General features: G+C 53.4%; 22 protein-coding genes and 1 tRNA gene. 10 read left to right on the top strand and 13 right to left on the bottom strand.

What is annotated here, in order from left to right:
- On the top strand, positions 1 to 954 hold the full coding sequence (locus tag F3J30_RS18625; protein WP_166718171.1) for a helix-turn-helix domain-containing protein: 954 nt from the start codon (positions 1 to 3) through the stop codon (positions 952 to 954).
- Positions 955 to 982: 28 nt separating this feature from the next.
- Here F3J30_RS18625 and F3J30_RS18620 read toward each other — a convergent pair whose 3' ends face one another.
- Complete coding sequence (locus F3J30_RS18620) at positions 983 to 2,071, bottom strand: AAA family ATPase (RefSeq protein WP_166718236.1); 1,089 nt, start codon at positions 2,069 to 2,071, stop codon at positions 983 to 985.
- A gap of 60 nt (positions 2,072 to 2,131) precedes the next feature.
- Complete coding sequence (locus F3J30_RS18615) at positions 2,132 to 3,088, bottom strand: LysR family transcriptional regulator (RefSeq protein WP_166718170.1); 957 nt, start codon at positions 3,086 to 3,088, stop codon at positions 2,132 to 2,134.
- 113 nt (positions 3,089 to 3,201) lie between these two features.
- Here F3J30_RS18615 and F3J30_RS18610 point away from each other — a divergent pair, with 113 nt between their 5' ends.
- The gene (locus F3J30_RS18610; RefSeq protein WP_166718169.1) at positions 3,202 to 3,516 is read left to right on the top strand and encodes a DUF1330 domain-containing protein; all 315 of its coding nucleotides are present in this window, start codon (positions 3,202 to 3,204) and stop codon (positions 3,514 to 3,516) included.
- A gap of 11 nt (positions 3,517 to 3,527) precedes the next feature.
- Positions 3,528 to 4,055 carry an NAD(P)H-dependent oxidoreductase gene (locus tag F3J30_RS18605; RefSeq protein ID WP_014068318.1) on the top strand — a complete coding sequence of 176 codons (528 nt, stop codon included), beginning with the start codon at positions 3,528 to 3,530 and terminating at the stop codon, positions 4,053 to 4,055.
- Between the two features lie 84 nt (positions 4,056 to 4,139).
- On the opposite strand, the gene F3J30_RS18600 is transcribed toward F3J30_RS18605, so the two are convergent.
- From F3J30_RS18600 to F3J30_RS18590, 3 genes are all read right to left on the bottom strand, one after another.
- The gene (locus F3J30_RS18600) at positions 4,140 to 5,099 is read right to left on the bottom strand and encodes a DUF523 and DUF1722 domain-containing protein (protein WP_014068319.1); all 960 of its coding nucleotides are present in this window, start codon (positions 5,097 to 5,099) and stop codon (positions 4,140 to 4,142) included.
- Between the two features lie 101 nt (positions 5,100 to 5,200).
- Entirely contained in the window at positions 5,201 to 5,611 is a 411-nt protein-coding gene (gene uraH / locus F3J30_RS18595; RefSeq protein ID WP_166718168.1) for a hydroxyisourate hydrolase, read from the bottom strand.
- 99 nt (positions 5,612 to 5,710) lie between these two features.
- A complete protein-coding gene (locus tag F3J30_RS18590; protein ID WP_166718167.1) occupies positions 5,711 to 6,436 on the bottom strand; it encodes a MerR family transcriptional regulator in 726 nt (241 codons plus the stop codon).
- 117 nt (positions 6,437 to 6,553) lie between these two features.
- Between F3J30_RS18590 and F3J30_RS18585 the strand changes: the two genes are divergently transcribed.
- Together F3J30_RS18585 and F3J30_RS18580 are read left to right on the top strand one after the other, a co-directional pair.
- Positions 6,554 to 7,078 (top strand): lipocalin family protein, encoded by a 525-nt coding sequence (locus F3J30_RS18585; protein WP_166718166.1) that lies wholly within the window; start codon positions 6,554 to 6,556, stop codon positions 7,076 to 7,078.
- Positions 7,079 to 7,155: 77 nt separating this feature from the next.
- On the top strand, positions 7,156 to 8,154 hold the full coding sequence (locus F3J30_RS18580; protein WP_166718165.1) for a class I SAM-dependent methyltransferase: 999 nt from the start codon (positions 7,156 to 7,158) through the stop codon (positions 8,152 to 8,154).
- Positions 8,155 to 8,221: 67 nt separating this feature from the next.
- Here the strand turns inward: F3J30_RS18580 and F3J30_RS18575 are convergent, their stop codons facing one another.
- Entirely contained in the window at positions 8,222 to 8,830 is a 609-nt protein-coding gene (locus tag F3J30_RS18575; protein ID WP_166718164.1) for a hypothetical protein, read from the bottom strand.
- A gap of 18 nt (positions 8,831 to 8,848) precedes the next feature.
- A complete protein-coding gene (locus F3J30_RS18570; protein ID WP_166718163.1) occupies positions 8,849 to 8,995 on the bottom strand; it encodes a hypothetical protein in 147 nt (48 codons plus the stop codon).
- A 9-nt stretch (positions 8,996 to 9,004) separates the two neighbouring features.
- Here F3J30_RS18570 and F3J30_RS18565 point away from each other — a divergent pair, with 9 nt between their 5' ends.
- Complete coding sequence (locus F3J30_RS18565; RefSeq protein WP_166718162.1) at positions 9,005 to 9,442, top strand: acetyltransferase; 438 nt, start codon at positions 9,005 to 9,007, stop codon at positions 9,440 to 9,442.
- A 140-nt stretch (positions 9,443 to 9,582) separates the two neighbouring features.
- Here the strand turns inward: F3J30_RS18565 and F3J30_RS18560 are convergent, their stop codons facing one another.
- Together F3J30_RS18560 and F3J30_RS18555 are read right to left on the bottom strand one after the other, a co-directional pair.
- Positions 9,583 to 9,732, bottom strand: a complete 150-nt coding sequence (locus F3J30_RS18560) for a hypothetical protein (RefSeq protein WP_166718161.1) — start codon at positions 9,730 to 9,732, stop codon at positions 9,583 to 9,585.
- 53 nt (positions 9,733 to 9,785) lie between these two features.
- Positions 9,786 to 10,070 (bottom strand): SymE family type I addiction module toxin, encoded by a 285-nt coding sequence (locus F3J30_RS18555; RefSeq protein ID WP_166718160.1) that lies wholly within the window; start codon positions 10,068 to 10,070, stop codon positions 9,786 to 9,788.
- A 128-nt stretch (positions 10,071 to 10,198) separates the two neighbouring features.
- Here F3J30_RS18555 and F3J30_RS18550 point away from each other — a divergent pair, with 128 nt between their 5' ends.
- Positions 10,199 to 10,366, top strand: coding sequence for a YlcI/YnfO family protein (locus F3J30_RS18550; RefSeq protein ID WP_166718159.1), 168 nt, complete (start codon positions 10,199 to 10,201; stop codon positions 10,364 to 10,366).
- A gap of 44 nt (positions 10,367 to 10,410) precedes the next feature.
- On the opposite strand, the gene F3J30_RS18545 is transcribed toward F3J30_RS18550, so the two are convergent.
- Positions 10,411 to 12,468, bottom strand: a complete 2,058-nt coding sequence (locus F3J30_RS18545) for an AIPR family protein (protein WP_166718158.1) — start codon at positions 12,466 to 12,468, stop codon at positions 10,411 to 10,413.
- Positions 12,469 to 12,643: 175 nt separating this feature from the next.
- Positions 12,644 to 12,738 (bottom strand) — tRNA-Sec (locus F3J30_RS18540).
- Between the two features lie 290 nt (positions 12,739 to 13,028).
- On the opposite strand from F3J30_RS18540, the gene F3J30_RS18535 reads away from it, so the two are divergent.
- Together F3J30_RS18535 and yicI are read left to right on the top strand one after the other, a co-directional pair.
- Complete coding sequence (locus F3J30_RS18535) at positions 13,029 to 14,420, top strand: glycoside-pentoside-hexuronide family transporter (protein ID WP_166718157.1); 1,392 nt, start codon at positions 13,029 to 13,031, stop codon at positions 14,418 to 14,420.
- A gap of 12 nt (positions 14,421 to 14,432) precedes the next feature.
- Positions 14,433 to 16,751, top strand: coding sequence for an alpha-xylosidase (yicI, locus tag F3J30_RS18530; protein ID WP_166718156.1), 2,319 nt, complete (start codon positions 14,433 to 14,435; stop codon positions 16,749 to 16,751).
- Between the two features lie 60 nt (positions 16,752 to 16,811).
- Here yicI and F3J30_RS18525 read toward each other — a convergent pair whose 3' ends face one another.
- Positions 16,812 to 18,515 (bottom strand): AsmA family protein, encoded by a 1,704-nt coding sequence (locus F3J30_RS18525; RefSeq protein WP_166718155.1) that lies wholly within the window; start codon positions 18,513 to 18,515, stop codon positions 16,812 to 16,814.
- Positions 18,516 to 18,634: 119 nt separating this feature from the next.
- Positions 18,635 to 20,026 carry a uracil-xanthine permease family protein gene (locus tag F3J30_RS18520; RefSeq protein WP_014068333.1) on the bottom strand — a complete coding sequence of 464 codons (1,392 nt, stop codon included), beginning with the start codon at positions 20,024 to 20,026 and terminating at the stop codon, positions 18,635 to 18,637.
- Between the two features lie 225 nt (positions 20,027 to 20,251).
- Here F3J30_RS18520 and gltS point away from each other — a divergent pair, with 225 nt between their 5' ends.
- Positions 20,252 to 21,454: a sodium/glutamate symporter gene (gene gltS / locus F3J30_RS18515; protein WP_166718154.1), complete on the top strand. Its 1,203-nt coding sequence runs from the start codon at positions 20,252 to 20,254 to the stop codon at positions 21,452 to 21,454.

The following is a 21,454-nucleotide window of genomic DNA, read 5'->3' as shown; positions in this document are numbered from 1 at the left end:
ATGCCGCCAGTAAACGTCGCGATTGTCGCGGTGGACGGGTTTAGCCCGTTCCACTATTCCGTTCCCTGCATTCTGTTTGGCGATACGGTGTCGGGTGAAAAGCGCTTTAACGTGACGATCTGCGCCGAAAAGCCAGGATTACTGACCTCCAGAGACGGCTTTGCGCTCAATGCCACGCAGGATTATTCCGCGATTGTGCAGGCTGATATCGTGGTGGTGCCTTACTGGCAGCACGTTCTGGAACGCCCTCCGCAGAGACTGCTCGACAGCCTGGTTCAGGCAAGGGACAAGGGCGCGGAGATCGTCGGGCTGTGTCTGGGCTCATTTGTACTGGGCTATGCGGGCATTCTCGACGGCAAACGCGCGGCAACCCACTGGGAGTTCGAACGCCAGTTTGCGTCACAGTTCCCGGATGTGCAGCTGGATATCAACGCGCTCTATGTTGATGACGACAACATCATCACGTCTGCTGGCACCGCCGCCGCACTGGATTGCTGTTTGTATATTATTCGCCAGCGCTTTGGCAGCGTGGTGGCGAACCAGATTGCCCGGCGAATGATTGTGCCGCCGCACCGTGAAGGCGGGCAGGCGCAGTTTATTGCCCAGCCTGTGCCAAAAGACACCCGTGATGCGCAGATTAACTGCCTGATCGATTATCTCCAGCAGCATATTACCGAACCGCATAATCTGGACTCTCTGGCGGAGATTGTTTCTATGAGCCGTCGCACCCTGACCCGCCATTTTATGAAAGCCACTGGCATGAGCGTCGCCGACTGGCTGACCGCCGAGCGCCTGCGGCGCAGCCAGATCCTCCTTGAAGCCGGCAATCTGCCGATCGAAAACGTAGCCGAACAGGTGGGGTTTGTGTCGGCGGTGACCTATCGCCAGCAGTTTAAGGCGCGTTTTGGGGTCAGCCCGGCGGAATGGCGCAAGACGTTCCGGACTCATTTGTAGGCCGTGCAAGCGCAGCGCCACCCGGCGTTTATCCCAGCCGCTCCATCTTCGTTTCTCCTTCCGCCATCGACAGCTGATACAGCGAAAACGAACGGTGTTTATCAATCAGCTTCGCCAGTTCCGGCGAGTGGCTGGTGAGCCAGATCTGCGAGTAGCGGCTGGCCTCAGCAATCAGGCTCGCCAGTGCGGGCAGCATCTGCGGATGCAGGCTATTTTCCGGCTCGTTGAGGGCGATAAAGGCCGGTGGCCGCGGGCTTAACAGTGCCACCGCCAGGCACAGGAAACGCAGCGTGCCATCGGAGAACTCAGCTGGCTCCAGCGGTCTGCTTAATCCTTCGCGCTGCATCATCATGCGAAAACGTCCGCCCGAATTGTCGCTGTAAAACACGCAGCCGGGGAATGCCTGATCGAGGATGCGCATCAGCAGCAGCTCGTCGCCAATCTCGACAATCGTCTGAAACGCCGCGGCCAGGTTGGAACCGTCGCTGGCCAGCACCGGCGAGCGGAAGCCAACCTGTGGGGCACGGATCGCCGAGCCGGATGAGACTGAAAATTCGTGATAAAAGCGCCAGTTACGCAGGGATTCGCGCATCTGCGACACTTCCGGGTAGAGGTGCGGTTCGCCGAGCTGCCCGAACACCGATTCGTTCTCGTACAGCGTGCCGCTGTGGGTCACTTTTTCGTGATGCACGTTATTCAGAAACACGGCCTGGTTCTTGCGCTTCATCAGCTGTGATGAGGGGCGGCGATGCTGGCCGCTCAGCCAGATCGACTCCTCTTTAATCACCGGGTCGAGCTGAAACTGCGACGGATAGGGCAGCTTTTCGACAAAGCCTACCTGTAATTCGTATTCGTAGGTTTCGGTTTCCACTGCCAGGTTCATGCGCCGCAGCTGGTCGCTGCGCGTTTTACCCGCCCAGAACACTTTCAAAATCCCGCCCTCATTCGCCAGCGCCTGAGAAAACTGCCCCTGCGCCGCGCTGTGCATCAGGTAAATCGCCTTATAGATATTCGATTTCCCGGTGCCGTTTGGACCGAAGACGATGTTGAGCTGTTCCAGCTCCAGCGACATATCACGGATTGAGCGATAATTCTGAATATGCAGGGTGTTTATCATCATTTTATGCCTTTGATAAATAGTCGTCTTTTTGGCTTCCCCAGCCTGAGGAACGTTGGGTTAACCAGCGGCGTAATCCGCCAGCCTTTCGAGCGGGAAATGCAGCGACGCATCCTGGCGAAAAGCATCCAGCAGATACTCCACCGTGACTTTCACGCGCGGCGCGACCAGCGCACGGTGGGGATACTGAATCACCATCTCGTAATTACCGGGGTCGTGCTGACCGACCAGCACGGCTTTAAGCGCCCCGGCCTGCAAATGCGCCAGCGCGTGATGCACGCCCACCTGTGCAATACCCAGCCCCAGCAGTGCCGCCTGTGTCTGGGCTTCTGGCGCGGAGAGGGTCACCGCCGCAGCGTCTGGCTCAAGCGTGGTCAGGCTGCCATCGCTTCCCCTGAACCCCCACGGCGAGACACGCCCGCCCAAAAAACGCCGGGCGATAAGATGATGATTCGCCAGGTCGGCAGGTGTTTTGGGTATCCCGCAACGCGCCAGATACTCCGGCGAGGCAACCAGCGCGGTTTTGAGCTGGCAGACGGGCCGCGAAATCAGCGACGAATCGACAATACGCCCGCCGCGAATGGTCAGGTCGTAGCCATCGGCAATCAGGTCTGTCACCCGGTCGTCAAAATCCACCTCCACAGAGATACCCGGATAACGTGCCCGCAGCCCCGGCAGCACCGGGAGCAACTGTTCGCGCCCGAAGGCGGCGCTGGTGGAGATACGCACATGGCCGCGGGTTTCCATTTTGCGTGCCACCACGGCGTCCATCGCCGTATCCAGCGCGCCAATAGCAATCCGCGCCTGCTGCAAAAAGGCGGTTCCTTCTTCGGTCAGACTCAGCGTACGCGTGGTGCGGTTCATCAGCCTGACGCCCAGCGCCTGCTCAAGCCCGGCGATGTTTTTACTGACCGCGGCAGGGCTGATCCCCTGGCTGCGTGCGGCGGCGGCAAAGCTGCCCGCGCTGGCGGCTTCGACGAACGAGACGATTGCGCGAACGCGCTGTGATAACTCCATGTTTCACTCCCCATTCACAACCTGAAGTTGATTATCTATCAACCATAACCCTAATTCTCGTTACGAGTAAACGGGCACATACTTTCGCCATCAACCCACAGTGAGGAACTTGTATGAACGTATCCGAGCCTGCTTATTTCATTTTTGATGTGGTTATTCATGACCCCGCGGCGATGCAGCCGTACCGGGAAAAAGTCGAGGCCAGCTATAAAGCCTTTGGTGGTAAACGCCTGGTGATGGGCGGCCAGTGCGACACCGTGGAAGGCAACGGCCCGCAGGGGATGCTGGTGATGTTGCAGTTCGACAGCGTGGAACAGGCACACGCCTGGCACGATTCCCCTGCTTATCAGGAGATCATTCACTACCGTCAGGCCGCCGCCAGTACGAACGCCTGGCTGGTAAAAGGCGTAATGCCGGAACAACAATAAAGGAGACACCCATGAAAACCTTAGCGATTGTATCCCACCCTTATGCATCTCAGTCTCGTATTATCAAGGCGTTACAGCAGACAGCGGAAGGTGTGGATAACGTCATCGTCCGCAACCTGGAAGCGATGTACGGCAACGACGTGAACGCCATCGATGTGGCGGCAGAGCAGGCGGCTTATGACGGCGTTGACCGCGTGGTGTTTATCTACCCGACTCACTGGTTCAACCTGACGCCGATGCTGAAAGGCTATCTGAATGAAGTGTGGCAGTACGGCTGGGCGTTTGGTGCGGGTGGCGATGCCCTGAAAGGGAAAAGCCTGATGGTGGTCACTTCCGCAGGCGCCAGTCCGTTTACCTACTCCCACGAAGGGCTGATCCAAAGCTCGATGGATGAGGTACTCAGCCCAATGAAAGCCAGCGCGCTGTATGTGGGCATGAACTGGCTGCCACCGCTGGCGTTTTATGAAGTGGCGGCGGCGAATCGCGACAAGTTACCGCAGTTCAGCCAGGCGTTGGCTCAGGCGCTGAGCGCAGCGTAAAAAAAAGACGACAGTGAGGGTGTCGTCTAAACGGGGTACTGCCTGGGGCCTCTTTCGTTCCATGGACCCTTCGCATACTTTCTTTCAGGTGATAGCCAGGCGCAGACCTAAATCGTCCGGATAGGGATCAAAATAGTTTTGCGTCATCAGATACCGGTCAGGATATTCGGCCATGTAGTGTTTGAGCAGAGTCAGCGGCGCGAGAATTGGCAGTAGCCCGTCGCGATAGTGCAGGATCACATCGCGCAGTTCGCCACGCTGGCGGCTGTTGAGCTGATTTCGGAAGTAGCCCTGAATATGCATCAGCACGTTAGTGTGATTTTTCCGCGAGGCAGGTTGCTTCAGGATCGCCATCAGCTTATCCCGGTACGCCACAAAGAAAGCGTCCAGATCTTCCCACTCGTGCAACGAAGCGACGAACGGGCCGATCTCGCGGTAGCCCGCCTGATGGTGCGCCAGCAGCTGTAGTTTGTAGCGGCTGTGGAAATCCAGCAGCGTGCGGCGCGTCAGGCCGTTGGCTCGCAGGGTATTCAGCTCATGCAGGGCAAATACGCGCTCGATGAAGTTTTCCCGTAGCACCGGGTCGTGCAAACGACCATCTTCCTCCACGGGCAGCCACGGCCTGGTTTCAAGGAGGGCGGCGGTGAACAGCCCGACACCCTCCTTGCGGCCCCGGTTGCCGTTTTCATCATACAGACGTACGCGCTCCATGCCGCAGCTTGGCGATTTCGCACAGACGATAAATCCCGCCAGATCGTCGATTTTAGGCAGGTAATCCGCCGTAAAATCCGCCATTTTCTGCGTGAGGTTTTCGTGAGGTGGCTTGCTGAAACGCAGTTGCGTGTCGCCGCTATCTGTCAGCGTTAAACGAATGGCAGGGCGCGGCGTAGGCAGGCCAATCGCCATTTCAGGGCAGACCGGCCTGAAGCTGACCCACTGAGCCAGTTCGTCCATGACAAAGCCCATACGCTTGTGTCCGCCGTCAAAGCGAACGGCGGAACCGGTCAAGCATCCGCTAATACCGAGCACAGGTTTCGTTGTCATGGTATTTACCTCCAGAGTCATACTTAAAACTTACACAACATGTGTAATTTGTCCAAGTATTGGCGGGGTTATTTTTTCTTTCCGTTTAAAATCAATGGGAATTAACTACCCTTGTAAGTCGAGTAACCGTACTGGCTAAGCAGAAGCGGGATGTGCAGCTTTTCGTTGGTGCGAGTCACGGTGAACAGCACCGGGATCTCCGGGAAGAACGTGTCCAGCTTCTTCGCGTGGAAGTAATCAGCCGTTTTGAACGTCACTTTGTAGACACCTGGCTGCATATCCTGATCCTCCGGGTAGAGGGATTTGATGCGTCCGTCCTGGTCGGTTTTGCCGCTGGCAAGCGGGGTCCATTTATCCTGCTGCTGCTTTTCCAGCGTGACGGTAACGCCTGGAGGCGGTGTACCGGTTTGCTGGTCAAGAACGTGAACGCTCAGCGTACCGACAGGGGCGCTAAACGCGGCGGGGGCAAAGGCCATGGCGGCCAGGATCAGCAGGGGAGTTGTCTTTTTCACGGTGTCTTCCTGTGGAGTTATCAGTCACAGGAAAACGTTAGCATCTGTGGCGCGGGAAAATATTCAACTTTTCGTGAAGTTTCCCGCAGAGGAAAATAATCAGAGGATAATGACGTCCAGCGATACCTGCTGCTGCCACTGCTCCACCTGTTTTTTCCGCGCCGCGGTGAGTTTGCCGCGGGTCACCAGCAGCCATTTCCTGTCCGGAAAAATCTCCGGTGCCAGCATGGCAGGAGGCGTGGGCAAAATGTCGATACGGTGACCCTGGCCGGTACGTGTTAAGGCTTCGAGCCAGACTTCACAAGGATCGTTCAGGTACCAGCCGGTGAGCAGGAGGTTGTCGCCCGGGGCTTTTTTATCGCCCTCCAGGCAAAACGAGGTGTAGGCGATGAAGATGCCGTCGAGGATTTCACGCAGCGTCATGGCTGCGGGAACGTTGGCTGAAACCTGGCTGCGCAGCGGACGCAGGACGTTTGCCACCAGTTCTGCCCTCGGATATTCCCGACCAGCGTCGTAGATCATCTGGCGCAGGGACTCGATTTTGCCCTCTTTGAGACGCTCAAGCATGGTCTGTTGCAGCGTCTGCCAGTTGTTGGTGCGACGCGGCACCGGGCGTTCCAGCAGCGGTTTGACCTGGCCAATCGGCACGCCTTTTTTCACCCAGTCGAGGATTTTCAGCGCCTGCTGCACGTCTTCTTCGCTGTAAAGACGGTGGCCACCCTCTGTGCGCTGCGGCTTGAGCAAACCATAGCGGCGCTGCCACGCGCGCAGCGTGGTGGCAGTGATGCCGCTGAGTCTGGCGAATTCGCCGATGGAGTAGGCCATGTCTGCATCCGGAGAGGTGGAATAATCTCAATATACTACGAATTTTCCCCGACGGGATGAAGCGCCAGAGCGCTGCACTACACTTAACATCCAACCGCGTAAATGAAAGGAATTCTCATGAAGCTATGGCCTGTTGTCACCGGTGTCGCCATTGCCCTGACTCTGGTGGCCTGTAAATCACCCACGCCGCCGAAAGGCGTGCAGCCTATTACCGGCTTTGATGCCAGCCGCTATCTCGGCAAATGGTATGAAATCGCCCGCCTGGAAAACCGCTTTGAGCGCGGGCTGGAGCAGGTAACGGCAACCTATGGCGAGCGCAGCGACGGCGGTATTAGCGTCCTTAACCGGGGTTACGATCCGGAGAAGAACGAGTGGAACGAGAGCCAGGGTAAAGCGTACTTCACCGGCGCGCCAACTACCGCCGCGCTGAAGGTGTCGTTCTTCGGCCCGTTCTACGGCGGGTATAACGTGATCAGGCTGGACGATAAGTATCAGTACGCGCTGGTCAGCGGCCCGAACCGCGACTACCTGTGGATCCTGTCGCGCACGCCAACCATCCCGGATGCGGTGAAGCAGGATTACCTGAAGACTGCACGTAGTTTGGGGTTCCAGGTGGATCAACTCGTGTGGGTTAAGCAGTGAAGATCGTGCTTTCTTCGTAGGGTATTACTGGCCTGCCTGGATAGACTTCCGTTAAAAGCGCAACGGGAGACGACGAGATGAACTGGCAGCCTTTTCGCGACAATGCGCCGGCGAATATGACCATTTTTAGCGCCTCTTTTCCCGACGTTAGCGACCAGTGGCCGATGAAGGACGACACTGCGCGTGAGATCGCTGCGCTTGATCGGGCGCTGAAAGCCGATCCGGCACTGCGACCGCCGCTGATTGAATTCGAAGAAGGAGGGCGGGCGGCGCTTGTCCCTCAAAACCGTTATTCTGAGCAGGCTTACCGCAATCGCCCGGCGCTGGAAGCCTGGCGCACCCGGCTTGTCCCCACTGCGCTGGCGCTGTTTGTGGTGCAAAATCCGCTGGAAGACCGCCTCCCCGAAGGCACAAAAATGGACAGCGACAGCCGCCAGTGGTTTATCCATGCCAACGATGCCATCGGTGTTCGTTCCCGCGCAAAGGTACTGGCTGCACTGGTGGAGAGGTACATCCACAACAAGAGTGAGAACAACTGGGTGAGCCTGGCGAGTGGTGCCGCCATCCCGGTACTGGAGGCGCTGCGTAATGCGAAGCTCGAGGGTCAGCAGGTGTATCTGACGCTGGTGGATAAGGACCCGGTTGCCCTGCGCTGGGCGGAAACCATGGCCGCGCAGGAAGGGTTGACCGTGGGTGAACAGCTGACTTTGCTCAGACGCGATCTGGTGCATACCCTGGTGCGCAATGAGGATCTCCTGCTTGAGCTGGGTGACCATCAGGCCGAACTGGTCGACGCGCTGGGAATTTTCGAGTATTTCAATGACGCCGATGCGGCGATTTTTTTGCAACGCGCGCTGCGGCTGGTGAGGCCTGGCGGCGCGGTGATTGTGTCGAACATGCTGACCAGTAGCCCGCAAATCGACTTTACCCTGCGCTGCATTGGCTGGGAACACATCTTCCCGCGCTCGTTGCAGCAGTTGCAGGATATTCACCTCGCGGCGGGTGTGCCGGTGGAAAATGTCACCGTGATCGTGCCGAAGGATGGGGTGTATGCGGTGATGGAGGTGCGGGCGTAGTTCAATGAGTCCCCTCTCCCTTTGGGAGAGGGTTAGGGTGAGGGGGACAGGTCGCAGAGAAGCGTTATTATTTGCTCAAGATACAGACATAGGCGGTTGAAGGTACTGCAATTCCTGGCACAACTTGGGACAGAACACATGTAGGTTTGCATGGATCTGAGGGAGGCTTATCCGCTATTGAATCTATTACCCCTATCAAAATGCAGAGGACAATAATGAGCGAATAGGGTAGGTGAACAAAATCCTGAAATGCAGCGCTTCTGAATCGTTGCCATTTTTTGGCTGGTCTGTAGGCGGTCTCGTAACCGTAGATGGGTTCATCTTTCGAGTAAGACTTAAACCACCAATGATATATTTGTAGTGGCTTCGGATCTTTGAATAACACATGTGGGTCCTGGCGAAAGTGCGCTTCAATAATCCGGATTCGATCCGCAATAGCATACTGGAATGTTTTCCATTTTGCTTCGAGATACCAGAAGCACAGGGCGATCAACGAAATAGCAAACAGGGTGAGTAATGTGACATGTTTGTCTGCATTAGTACCCAATGCGAACCCAGCTAAGGCGCCAGCACCAATCCACCCCTTTATCACTAAAGCCCTGCGATCGTAGTCTTCGTATTGGTCCTGTAGTTTTAAATATTCATCTTTGAGAAAGCCATCGCTTTGATCTGCCATTTCAGGATCTCCAGCCGCTTATGTAGCCATCGTATTCAGATCGAAGTTTTGTTCTTGGCTGGCGCTTTCACATTCATGCCTTTGCATTAGCCCTGCAACTTTTTCCTTTTGGCCTAAGACTTTCTCTACTTCTGATGGCTTGATTTTAGGCTGGCTGATAGCCATGATCCCCCGATGAAAATAGAAACCGCCATCCCCTCACAATTCGAACGTCTTGTCGCGATCTGGGAATCTTCTGTTCGTGCCACTCACCACTTTTTACAGGAAAGCGATATTGCGGCGCTGCGCCCGTTATTGCTTAACGCGTATTTACCCAACCTCCGGGTCGTGATTGCCCGTGATGAAACGGGAGCGATTCACGGCTTTTTAGGCGTCGATGAAAACCGTATTGAGATGTTATTTGTCGATGACGTAAGCCGTGGCAAAGGTGTGGGCAAATTACTGCTGAAATACGCCATTGAACATTTTGGCGCGAACGAAGTGGATGTTAACGAGCAAAACCCGCAGGGCGTCGCGTTTTATCGCCATATGGGGTTTGAGCAGATTGGCCGCTCAGCGCTGGACGGGCAAGGGAATCCGTTTCCGTTGCTGCATATGCGGTTGGGGGAATAGTATTTACCCCGCTGGGGCTCGGGAATTCCCCTCAAAAAAAGTCTGCACGGTTGTCCTCTCTCCCTTTGGGAGAGAGGGAACACGTCACCAAACATGAATAATGATGCTTATTATGAGTTCTTAACCCCAGGTGGAACTTGTTAGTCCGGCTTACAAGTTGCTTGCGACAGCTTTTCCTCTTTCTGATCCAGTTGCTGATCGATTGCAAGGCTCATTTCCTCTGCCATCTCTTTAACTCGCAGCTGGCTTTCCGGTGGACGGGATGCAATCGCTTCATTTAACGTTTTCATTTTGTTGCCTCCAGGCTTACCCGTCTGTTTTGTTATCCAGGTTTCCGGAAAAACTAATGAGCCAATGCACCCTGTATTTCGGTCAACTTCGCTTGCGCTTGCTTGTAATCATCCAGCAACTTCTGTTCGTTCTCGCTATACGCCATCAACACGATGCAGCCTTTCATGACCTTCACCGTAACCTGATGTCCGGTTTCAAACCCCGCAGCGCGCAGCCATTTGCCAGAAAGAATAATATTGGGTGTAGATTTGTCGTGAACCTTCGGGCGATATCCCACAATTAACGAACGCTCGGTTCCGGTTTCGTTGGTGTCTGAGGTAGAATGCAAATCAGCCATAATCAACTCCTTGATAGTTGGTGAGGTTAGACGCCCTTTAGTGCTCCAACACTGCTGGGCGTTGTAAGAATTCTGAATCCGTGTGGTAGGTACCACGCGCAGATAAACTAACCGAAGTGGTACCTACCATGCAAGAGAAAAAGAAACCAAATTTTGACCGTACTAAGAGCACCATGAAGAACATTCGATTTGAGGATGAGCTTTTGGAACAGATTGAGAAAGCTGCGGGGAAAGGGAATTTTAGTAAGTGGGTTAAAGAGGCATGTTTAGCAAAACTGAATAATAAGAAAAATTAATTTAAGATGGTGGATCTTGTTCGATACACCATCTTTTGCATAACTTATTCTATCATCGTAATATTTGTTGCATATGGTTTAGATACACCCTTCTCCACTTCACATATTATGTTTACCCCAGGCGAGAGCGAAGTAAGCGAGTAGTCAGTACCTCTATTATCAAAGTAAATATTATCTTGGAATTCTTCCAGTTTTATAAATCCAAACCAATGATCTTTTCGCTTGATAATGTTTACAATTTTACCTTCATATTTATCTTCATTTTTATACTCCTCATCCACTTTCTCTTCTCTAACTTGAGTTAACTCGACTATGATGTTACTGACGAGATCTGTAAATTCCTTATTGTCTTTGATCCCGTATGCGCTTTTTCCAAACTCTTCCCATTTTTTTTGAGAATAGTCGAATATCTCAATGGTTTTTTCCAGTAGAGCTGGGAAATTCTTATTTGTTAGTCCATTTAATAAATTATTACAGTATTTAGTAACATTTTTTGATTTATCTAAATTTGATGGTGATGGTCCACACAACTTGGAGAAGATATAATATAAATGATGTTTATAAGTTCTAAGTTTAGATGGGATTTTGTTATCCCTAGTTCCTTTTTCAAACATATACCATATCAATGCACAGCAATAATAAATTGTTGGGTCATGCTTTTCCTTAAAAATTTTTCTTTTACTTGCATTCCCACCATATTCTTCTAGAAGTTTTGCTTCATGAAGATGTGATTCATGGGGTTTGCTAAGGAAGGTAGATGTAAACGTATGAATTAATATTCTAAGATTTACAACTTGAGTTTTTTTTACATTAGAAACGTTATTGTATTGCTTAGCCCTGCGTTCATAATATAATTTTGTATCACCTTCATAAGTATTAAAGAATGGCTCTAATACATCTTGGTGAAAAGGTAATGTGGCTTCAAACGCTTCATCTAAAACTTGATTCTGTTTATTTGTGCCTCGGACAATATTATTGGCTATGTTTAAATTCTCAGTGGAAATCAAGCGAACAATAAGTTGAATTCGATCAATATTATTTTGATCTCTTAAATGAAAAATGCTGTTACTAGTTTGGCAACCGTTTACTATTTGAGGGTTTTCTATTTTTACTAATTTATCTCTGACTTGCTCAAATTCGGTGCAGACAATGGTAATGCCATTATTGCATAATAAAAACATCTCTGGTTCTTTCTTTATTGTGCTTTCTATCTCGGAGTTAACGCTACCTTTGTTGCCAAGATAATCCCTCACATTACTATTAAATAGAGAGCGGCGAAGTTGACCATCTTCTTTTGTTAGTATTTTAAGAAATTCAGGCGCTTTACAAGTAAAGGCATATGACTTTTTAATATCATCTTTATTATCCATGTTAACTATTAATGGAATAATGTCTTGCACCGTCAAATAAACTTCAAATTTATTCTCTAATTCATTGCAGTATTTTATAAGTTGCTTTCCGTTAATGCTTTCAATCAACACATTCCCAAAATACATACCGAGATTGTTTATATCATCTTCGAGAGATTTCTTCGCTCCAAGATAATTTTCATCTATATTTTTTGCATCCCCAGTAGTAATATAATAAATATATATTGATGGAGTGTTGTCGAGTTTGGAAATTATTTGGTCATCAGAATAGATAAAGTTTTTGATTTTTTTTATTTCTTTTAAATGTTGGTTCTCAGGCAAATAATTCTCTGAGAAAAAATTCTTAATTCCAAGGCTAAATTTGCTAAATTCTCCAAGGTTAAAACCTGACGATAACTTTGATTGAGTAAAGATAAAATCAATATTTAATTTTCTAGAGTTTTTAGCGATTTCTTTTACTTCATCAATGCTTCGGACTACCTTTTCATTTATTCGAATTCCAATTCCGTCGATGCCTGTATCATTCCCGCCACCTACAGATATAAATTCTAGGAGGTCAATATCCCCTGTAAAAATTTCAGGATCATCGATGCTAAACATGACATAATTGACAAATCTTTCGAAACATTGAGATTCTAATACTTTAGTTTCTTGTGGGTTTCTTCCGTTTGAGTTCAGTTCAAATGATGATTTAAATTTATTGATATGATGTTTGAGAATTGGATCTAACATTATTTTTCCTCTCGGTTTCCATGTTGCATTAACATATCATGTTAATTTTTTTAGGATTTTGAAAGCTTTAATACAACCGAGAATAAAAAATGTGAAGTGCCGCAAATAAATAGTTTACTTAAGCAAAACGATAAAGGTGAGATATAAAATATATTATTAGTATGCATTAAACTTTTGGCGGAAGATCACAGGAGTCGAACCTGCCCGGGAACGCTGGCGTCCCCAACTGGATTTGAAGTCCAGCCACCTCACCGGAGATGACGATCTTCCGCGCCTGCATTGCTACATGGAGGCGGGGCGCATTATAGCTACTTTCAGGCATTTACCACATACCCCGACACACTTTTTTCACGTCTCTTTTGACCTGCATTAAGCCATTTCAGTTAATTCCTAAGAAAATCCTCACGTTAGCATTTTGTGTCCATCAACTTTTATCGCGATCACAAAAAAGAAGAAACATAACCTGCTAACCAGAAATCACAATACCCGCCCCTTCACCAATGGTTTACAACATGTGAAACCGGTCTCAGCGCCTCTTACAGCGTGAAGGATAAAAAAAGATGAGTGAAGTTCTGTCAGTAAAAGAGAAGATTGGGTACGGCATGGGTGACGCCGCCAGCCACATCATTTTTGATAACGTCATGCTGTACATGATGTTTTTCTACACCGATATCTTCGGCATTCCTGCCGGGTTTGTCGGGACGATGTTCCTGCTGGCGCGTGCACTGGATGCGATCTCCGATCCGTGCATGGGCCTGATTGCCGACCGCACCCGCAGCCGCTGGGGCAAGTTCCGGCCGTGGATACTGTTCGGCGCCATCCCGTTTGGCATCGTCTGCGTGCTGGCGTACACCACGCCGGATCTCAGCCATAACGGCAAACTGATTTACGCTGCCGTCACGTACACCTTGCTGACTCTGCTCTACACCGTGGTCAACATCCCTTACTGCGCGCTGGGCGGGGTTATCACCAACGACCCCACGCAACGTATCTCCCTGCAATCATGGCGCTTTGTCCTGGCGACGGCGGGCGGAATGCTCTCCACCGTGCTGATGATGCCGCTGGTGAACCTGATTGGCGGCGAAGACAAAGCCTTTGGATTCCAGGGCGGGATTGCCGTGCTGTCGGTGGTCGCGTTCCTGATGCTGGCGTTCTGCTTCTTCACCACTAAAGAGCGCATCCAGGTGCCGCCGAGCACCACCTCCATGCGTGAAGACCTGCGCGATATCTGGAACAACGACCAGTGGCGTATCGTGGGTGTGCTCACCATCCTCAACATCCTTGCCGTCTGCGTGCGCGGCGGGGCGATGATGTACTACTGCACCTGGATCATGGGCTCGCCGGAAATTTTCGTCGCGTTCCTCACTACCTATTGCGTCGGCAACCTGATTGGCTCCGCGCTCGCCAAACCGCTCACCGACTGGAAATGCAAAGTCAGCATCTTCTGGTGGACCAACGCCGCCCTGGCGGTGGTCAGCGTGGCGATGTTCTTCGTGCCGTTCCACGCCACGATTTTGATGTTCGCCTTCATCTTTGTGATCGGCGTGCTGCACCAGCTGGTCACGCCGATCCAGTGGGTGATGATGTCCGACACCGTCGACTACGGCGAATGGACTAACGGCAAACGCCTTACCGGCATCAGCTTTGCGGGCACGCTGTTCGTGCTGAAACTCGGCCTGGCGCTGGGTGGGGCAATGATTGGCTGGATGCTGGCAGGCGGTGGCTACGATGCCGCAGCCAAAACGCAAAACAGCGCGACCATCAGCATTATTGTTGGCCTGTTCACGCTGGCACCGGCGGTGTGCTATGTGCTGAGCGCCATCATCGCCAAACGCTATTACACGCTGAAAACGCCATTCCTGACCAAAATCATGGGCGAGCTGGCGCAGGGCGCGCGCCGCAACCAGCAGGAGTTTGAGAACCTGCCGGTCAGCAAAGAATTACAGAACTAAGAGGACGATAAGATGAAAATCAGTGATGGAAACTGGCTCATTCAACCGGGCCTGAATGTCACTTACCCGGTGCAGGTATTCGATGTGGAACAGCAGGGCAACGACCTGGTGGTCTACGTTGCGCCGCGCGATGTGCGCGAGCGTACCTGGCAGCTCGATACCCTGATGTTTACGGTTCGCCTGTTCGCACCGCAGGAAGGGATTGTCGGGGTGCGCATTGAGCACTTCCAGGGGGCGTTGGATAACGGCCCACATTATCCGCTGAACGTACTCAAAGACGTGAAGGTAGAGATTGAAAACAACGCGGAATTTGCTGAGCTGAAAAGCGGTAACCTCAGCGTGCGTGTCACTAAGGGTGAGTTCTGGGCGCTGGATTTCCTGCGTAATGGCCAGCGTATTACCGGTAGTCAGCTGAAAAATAACGGCTACGTGCAGGACAGCAACACCGATCGCAACTATCTCTTCGAACGTCTGGATCTGGGCGTGGGCGAAACGGTCTACGGGCTGGGCGAGCGCTTTACCGCGCTGGTGCGCAACGGTCAGACGGTCGAAACCTGGAACCGCGACGGCGGCACCAGTACCGAACAGTCGTACAAAAATATCCCGTTCTACCTCACCAACCGCGGCTACGGCGTGCTGGTGAATCACCCGGAGAACGTCTCGTTTGAAATCGGCTCTGAGAAAGTCTCCAAAGTGCAGTTCAGCGTTGAAGGCGAGCATCTGGAATATTTCGTGATCGACGGCCCAACTCCGAAAGCGGTATTAAACCGCTATACGCAGTTCACCGGGCGTCCGGCGCTGCCGCCGGCATGGTCTTTCGGCCTGTGGCTGACCACCTCGTTCACCACCAACTATGACGAAGCCACGGTAAACAGCTTTATCGACGGTATGGCTGAGCGCGACCTGCCGCTGCACGTTTTCCACTTCGACTGCTTCTGGATGAAAGCCTTCCAGTGGTGTGATTTCGAGTGGGACCCGGTGACCTTCCCGGATCCGAAAGGGATGATCCGCCGCCTGAAAGAAAAAGGGCTAAAAGTCTGCGTGTGGATCAACCCGTACATTGGCCAGAAATCGCCGGTGTTTAACGAACTGAAAGAGAAAGGTTATCTGCTTAAGCGCCCGGATGGCTCTGTATGGCAGTGGGACAAATGGCAGCCTGGCCTGGCGATTTATGACTTCACCAACCCGGAAGCCTGCAAATGGTACGCCGACAAGCTGAAAGGCCTGGTGGATATTGGCGTGGATTGCTTCAAAACCGATTTCGGCGAACGTATCCCGACCGATGTGCAGTGGTTCGATGGCTCGGATCCGCAGAAAATGCACAACCACTACGCTTATATCTATAACGAACTGGTGTGGAACGTACTGAAAGAAACTGTTGGCGAAGAAGAGGCGGTGCTGTTTGCCCGTTCTGCGTCTGTAGGGGCGCAACAGTTCCCGGTGCACTGGGGCGGCGATTGCTACGCCAACTACGAATCGATGGCAGAAAGCCTGCGCGGTGGGTTGTCGATTGGTCTGTCTGGCTTTGGCTTCTGGAGCCACGATATCGGCGGGTTCGAAAATACGGCCCCGGCGCACGTCTACAAACGTTGGTGCGCGTTCGGGCTGTTCTCCAGCCATAGTCGCCTGCATGGCAGCAAATCCTACCGTGTGCCGTGGGCGTACGATGATGAGTCCTGCGACGTGGTGCGCCATTTCACCCAGCTGAAATGCCAGTTGATGCCGTATTTATATCGTCAGGCTGCGCTGGCGCGTGAACTGGGCACTCCGATGCTGCGGGCGATGATGCTGGAATTCCCGGACGATCCGGCGTGCGATTATCTCGACCGCCAGTATATGCTCGGTGATTCCATGATGGTTGCGCCGGTGTTTTCCGAAGCGGGTGATGTGCAGTTTTATCTGCCGGAAGGACGCTGGACACACCTGTGGCACAACGATGAAATCCAGGGCAGCCGCTGGCATAAACAGCAGCACGACTTCCGCAGCCTGCCGGTGTATGTGCGTGATAACACCCTGCTGGCATTGGGCAACAACAACCAGAAGCCAGACTACGCGTGGAACGAGGGCACCGCCTTCCAGCTGTTTAACCTGGGCGATGGCGCAACGGCTGTCAGCGAAGTACCTGCGGCGAATGGCTCTGTTGTGTTTACGCTGAAGGCCACACGCAGCGGCAGCACGGTGACCATTAAAGGTGAAGGTGAAGCGCGAAACTGGTCCGTCTGCCTGCGCAACGTGCAGCAGGTGAGCGGCGTGAAAGGCGGTTCACATGCGGGTAGCGAGTGGGGCGTGGTAGTGAAAGCCGAGGGGAATGAGGTGGTGATTCACCTTTAATTCCCCTCACCCTGACCCTCTCCCCAAAGGGGCGAGGGAAGGGTTTGCTCCCTCTCCCTTTCAGGGAGAGGGCTGGGGTGAGGGTGGTGCTGAAACCACGCCGTCCGTCATCGTCTGCTGCACCTGCTGCTTATCCATATTCACCGCATTCAGCTTCCCGTTAACGGTCGGCTTCAGCGGGGCCTTGTCCTGCACGCTGCCGCTGGCGGTCAACTGCACATTGCCATCCCCCGCAATCGGCAGTGCTGGCCAGCCCCAGTGTTCGATCACGTTCAGCGGCACGCCTCGCCCGTTCAGGCTGACTGTGGTTTGCCGTGGCGGCAGCTGTGAAACCGTCGCGGTGGCCTCCAGAATGCCTTTCTCGGTAAAGGCGCTCAGCTCGCTGATGTTAACCGTCGATGCGTTGGCATTCAGCGTGAGCGACGGGCGCCGAACGTCCACGCGGTTAAAGGTCGCCGCTGCGCCATTCAGCGTTGCGCTGCCGCTCCACACGCCCCACTGGCGGTCTTTCGCCAGTTGCAGGTTCGCGCCGTAGCCGTCCAGAGAGGTAACTTGCCACGGGAAGGCCGGATCGATATCAATCACCAGGTTGCGGCTCAGGCCGAATTTTTTCAGCGTCACGCTGTTCAGCCATTCCGGAAGCGAGTCCATCCACAGGGTTTTCCAGTTCTGCGGCAGAGTGTATTCCAGCCCGGCAATGGCGGCATCGTCCAGCACCAGCGATTTCCCGTCGCGCTGCCAGTTGCCGGAGGTACGCACCATGCCGCCCTCCCAGCGAGAAGTAAACTGACGCAGCGCAATGCCCTGCGGGGCGAATTCTGCATTCAGGATTGGGTCGAACAGATGCACAGAGCCATAGATAAACTCACTGGCGTTCATCGATAACCGCCCCTCCTGGCTTTGCCAGTCGCCTTTGCTCAGGGTCAGGTTGCGCAAGCTTAAATCGAGATCGGTCACTGCCCAGTCCGGGCCTTGCAGGCGGGCATCGGTCACCTCCAGCCGGCCAATCTGCAAGGAAGGCAGCGTGGTCACAGGGGCAAAGAAATCCATCAGCGATTTATCGCTTTGCAGGCGGATGTCATTCAGGCGCATGGAATCGATAATCCAGCTGCCATCAGCATTACGCAGGGCAGAGCCGGTGAGTGAGCCGCGCGCCATATCCGCGCCAATGGTGTTCAGCACCACCTCTTTACCGTTGAGCTGCCCCTGGATCAGCACGTTACTGGCTGGCACGCCATTCAGGGTGAGCGAACCTGCACTCATCTGAATCTGCGCGTTTTTACCCAGCACGTTACCTGCCTCTGGCTGCCACGGGCTCACGCCGCCCGTCACTTTCTGCGCGCTCAGATCCCAGTCGGTATTTGGGCTGTTAAAGGCCATGTTGTTTAACTGCAAGCGGTCTGCCTGGAAGGGCAAAGGCGCCGTTTGCGGAGAGAGATTCAGCGTTCCGTCATACAGGGTGATGGTATCCATGTGCAGCGGATCGGTTATCTGGCGGCTGCTTAAACCGATATCCACTTTTTTCGCAACCAGTGTGGCGGGTTTACCGTCGCGGCCAAAGGTGATGTTTTCCAGAATAATGTGGGAAGGTGACGAGAAGCGGTGATCCATCTGGTCGAAACTGAGTTCGTAATCGGTATTGACCGTGACCCAGCTACTGACCTCAGACGCACCCCAGCGAGTCTGGAGCAGGAAATAGAACGCCAGAACCACAATTAACAGGGCTATCAGAAGATAAACAAGCAGCTTTCCAATAAATTTCATGGTCTTCCATCCCGCGAAACGCACATAAAGGAGTTATGCACGATTTATGCGCAATGCTCAAGGCGGGAATGGTGTAATTAGATGTCACGGCAGGCATTGACTGCCTGCCGTGATGGCGATCAATTTTTTTCAGGCGGGAAAACGAGGTTCAGTACGATGGCTGTAATACCGCCAGCCGCGATGCCGGAAGAGAGCAGGTTTTTCAGCCAGTCCGGGGCGAACTGCAGGATCAGCGGCTGCTGAGACACGCCCAGGCCGACAGCCAGAGACAGCGCGATAATCATGATCGCGCGGCGGTTCAGCGGCTCGCGCGAGACAATGCGCACACCCGATGCAGCGATAGTCCCGAACATCACCAGCGTTGCGCCGCCAAGCACAGGCTCAGGAATGTGCTGCACAAAACCACTCACCGCCGGGAACAGGCCGAGTACGATCAGCATCAGCGCCACCACAAAACCAACATAACGACTGGCAACGCCGGTCAGCTGGATCACGCCGTTATTCTGGCCGAAGCAGGAGTTCGGGAAGGTGTTGAACACCGCAGAGACAAACGAGTTCAGGCCGTTTGCCAGCACGCCGCCCTTCAGGCGTTTCATGTACAGCGGGCCAGAAACCGGCTGCTCAGAGACATCAGACGTGGCAGTAATATCACCGATGGTTTCCAGCGAGGTGATCATAAAGACCAGCATCAGTGGCACCAGCAGACTCCAGTCTATGCCCAGGCCGTAGTACAGCGGGGTCGGGATGGTGATGAATGCACTGCTGGCTGGCGCAGTATTTTCCGGCAGCATTCCCAGTGCCCATGCCAGCAGATAACCGGCCGCCATGGCGATCACCAGTGACGCGACACGCAGGTAAGGGTTACGCTGACGGTTAAGCAGAATAATGATCGCCAGCACCACGCCTGCCAGCAGCAGGTTTTTCGGTGCGCCGAAGGTGTGGTCGGCCATTGCGCCATAACCGCCGCCGATGGAAGTCAGGCCAACCTGAATCAGAGACAGGCCGATAATCATCACCACCACGCCGGATACCAGCGGGGTAATCACGCGGCGCGCCAGGTGCAGTACGCGGGAGATAACCATTTCCGTGCAGCTTGCCAGCATCAGTGTGCCGAACAGCGCCGCCATCATGGTCGGGACATCTGCACCACCGGTTTTCAGCGCTGTGCCGCCCATAATCAGCGGTGCCACAAAGTTAAAACTGGTGCCCTGAATCGACAGCAAACCCGATCCCACCGGACCCCACGCTTTAATCTGAATAATCGAGGCCACGCCAGAGGCGAACAGGGACATGCTGATGATGTGTTGTGTGTCCTGAGCCGGTAAACCAAGCGCCTGGCAAATCAGCAGAGCCGGCGTGATCACCGCAACAAACATCGCCAGTAAATGCTGACAAGCGGCGAACAAGGTTTGAGGCAGCGGTGGGCGATCTTCAAGGCGGTAGATCAATTCACTGTTTCGCGACTGCGCAATCGGTTGCGCATCGGGAGACTCTATGGTGTTAACGGACATCGGCAGCAATCCCACGGTAGAAAAGCGGGCATTTTATCTGACCAGTTGGTAAAAGCAAACGATTGCCAGCAAAAAAAGATAAGAAAATCTGCCGCAGCGGGCACCTTTTCTACACCCCATCAGGAAAAAAAATTACACTTTTTGCGCTGGGGGCTCATGACGAGCGCAAACCAGCCAGGATAACGCCGCGTATGGATGGAATACGCGCAGAATAAGGAGCCTTCTATGATTCACCTCGATACGTTGTCGACCCTTGTTGCCGCAACGCTGGTCTTACTGCTTGGCCGTAAACTGGTACACAGTGTTTCCCTTCTCAAGAAGTACACCATTCCTGAACCCGTTGCCGGTGGCTTACTGGTGGCGCTGGCCCTGCTGGTGCTGAAAAAAAGCATGGGCTGGGAAATCGATTTTGATATGTCCCTGAAAGACCCCCTGATGCTGGCTTTCTTTGCCACCATCGGCCTGAATGCCAACCTGGCGAGCCTGCGTGCGGGCGGTAAAGTGCTGGGTGTGTTTCTGATTGTGGTGGTTGGGCTGTTATTGATGCAAAACGCCATCGGTATCGGCATGGCGACGTTGCTGGGGCTGGATCCGCTGATGGGGCTGCTGGCAGGGTCAATCACGTTGTCTGGTGGACATGGCACCGGTGCCGCGTGGAGCAAGCTGTTTATTGAGCGTTACGGCTTTGAAAACGCAACGGAAGTGGCAATGGCCTGCGCAACCTTCGGCCTGGTACTTGGCGGGTTGATTGGCGGCCCGGTGGCGCGCTATCTGGTGAAACACTCCACTACACCAGACGGCAGACCGGACGATGAACTGGTGCCCACGGCGTTTGAAAAACCGGATGTCGGGCGCAATATCACCTCGCTGGTGCTGATTGAAACCATTGCGATGATTGCCATCTGCCTGACCGTGGGCAAAGTGGTTGCGCAATGGCTGGCGGGTTCGGCGTTTGAACTGCCGACCTTTGTTTGCGTGCTGTTTGTCGGGGTGGTGCTGAGTAACGGCCTGGCCGCAATGGGTTTCTACCGCGTGTTCGAACGCGCGGTCTCGGTGCTTGGCAACGTCTGCTTGTCGCTGTTCCTCGCGATGGCGCTGATGAGCCTCAAGCTGTGGGAGCTGGCTTCTCTGGCGCTGCCGATGGTCGCCATTCTGGCGGTCCAGGCCATATTTATGGCCCTGTATGCCATGTTTGTCACCTGGCGCATGATGGGTAAAAACTACGATGCAGCGGTGCTGGCTGCGGGGCATTGCGGGTTTGGTCTGGGAGCGACACCCACCGCTATCGCCAACATGCAGGCGATCACCGAGCGATTCGGGCCTTCTCATATGGCATTTCTGGTGGTTCCGATGGTCGGGGCGTTCTTTATTGATATCGTCAACGCGCTGGTGATCAAGCTGTACCTGATGCTGCCAATGTTTGCCTAA

The sequence above is a fragment of the Enterobacter sp. Tr-810 genome, from assembly GCF_011752765.1.
Classification (GTDB): Bacteria; Pseudomonadota; Gammaproteobacteria; order Enterobacterales; family Enterobacteriaceae; genus Enterobacter; species Enterobacter soli.
This window is presented reverse-complemented; position numbering and strand designations above follow the sequence as displayed.

Coding starts and splice junctions, on each gene's coding strand:
- F3J30_RS18560 (WP_166718161.1), bottom strand. CDS start 9,732: ATGAAAACGTTAAATGAAGCGATTGCATCCCGTCCACCGGAAAGCCAG.
- F3J30_RS18600 (WP_014068319.1), bottom strand. CDS start 5,099: ATGACAACGAAACCTGTGCTCGGTATTAGCGGATGCTTGACCGGTTCC.
- gltS (WP_166718154.1), top strand. CDS start 20,252: ATGATTCACCTCGATACGTTGTCGACCCTTGTTGCCGCAACGCTGGTC.
- F3J30_RS18575 (WP_166718164.1), bottom strand. CDS start 8,830: ATGGCAGATCAAAGCGATGGCTTTCTCAAAGATGAATATTTAAAACTA.
- F3J30_RS18605 (WP_014068318.1), top strand. CDS start 3,528: ATGAAAACCTTAGCGATTGTATCCCACCCTTATGCATCTCAGTCTCGT.
- F3J30_RS18535 (WP_166718157.1), top strand. CDS start 13,029: ATGAGTGAAGTTCTGTCAGTAAAAGAGAAGATTGGGTACGGCATGGGT.
- F3J30_RS18585 (WP_166718166.1), top strand. CDS start 6,554: ATGAAGCTATGGCCTGTTGTCACCGGTGTCGCCATTGCCCTGACTCTG.
- F3J30_RS18590 (WP_166718167.1), bottom strand. CDS start 6,436: ATGGCCTACTCCATCGGCGAATTCGCCAGACTCAGCGGCATCACTGCC.
- F3J30_RS18570 (WP_166718163.1), bottom strand. CDS start 8,995: ATGGCTATCAGCCAGCCTAAAATCAAGCCATCAGAAGTAGAGAAAGTC.
- F3J30_RS18550 (WP_166718159.1), top strand. CDS start 10,199: ATGCAAGAGAAAAAGAAACCAAATTTTGACCGTACTAAGAGCACCATG.
- F3J30_RS18565 (WP_166718162.1), top strand. CDS start 9,005: ATGAAAATAGAAACCGCCATCCCCTCACAATTCGAACGTCTTGTCGCG.
- F3J30_RS18525 (WP_166718155.1), bottom strand. CDS start 18,515: ATGAAATTTATTGGAAAGCTGCTTGTTTATCTTCTGATAGCCCTGTTA.
- F3J30_RS18625 (WP_166718171.1), top strand. CDS start 1: ATGCCGCCAGTAAACGTCGCGATTGTCGCGGTGGACGGGTTTAGCCCG.
- F3J30_RS18580 (WP_166718165.1), top strand. CDS start 7,156: ATGAACTGGCAGCCTTTTCGCGACAATGCGCCGGCGAATATGACCATT.
- F3J30_RS18545 (WP_166718158.1), bottom strand. CDS start 12,468: ATGTTAGATCCAATTCTCAAACATCATATCAATAAATTTAAATCATCA.
- yicI (WP_166718156.1), top strand. CDS start 14,433: ATGAAAATCAGTGATGGAAACTGGCTCATTCAACCGGGCCTGAATGTC.
- F3J30_RS18555 (WP_166718160.1), bottom strand. CDS start 10,070: ATGGCTGATTTGCATTCTACCTCAGACACCAACGAAACCGGAACCGAG.
- F3J30_RS18610 (WP_166718169.1), top strand. CDS start 3,202: ATGAACGTATCCGAGCCTGCTTATTTCATTTTTGATGTGGTTATTCAT.
- F3J30_RS18520 (WP_014068333.1), bottom strand. CDS start 20,026: ATGTCCGTTAACACCATAGAGTCTCCCGATGCGCAACCGATTGCGCAG.
- F3J30_RS18615 (WP_166718170.1), bottom strand. CDS start 3,088: ATGGAGTTATCACAGCGCGTTCGCGCAATCGTCTCGTTCGTCGAAGCC.
- F3J30_RS18620 (WP_166718236.1), bottom strand. CDS start 2,071: ATGATAAACACCCTGCATATTCAGAATTATCGCTCAATCCGTGATATG.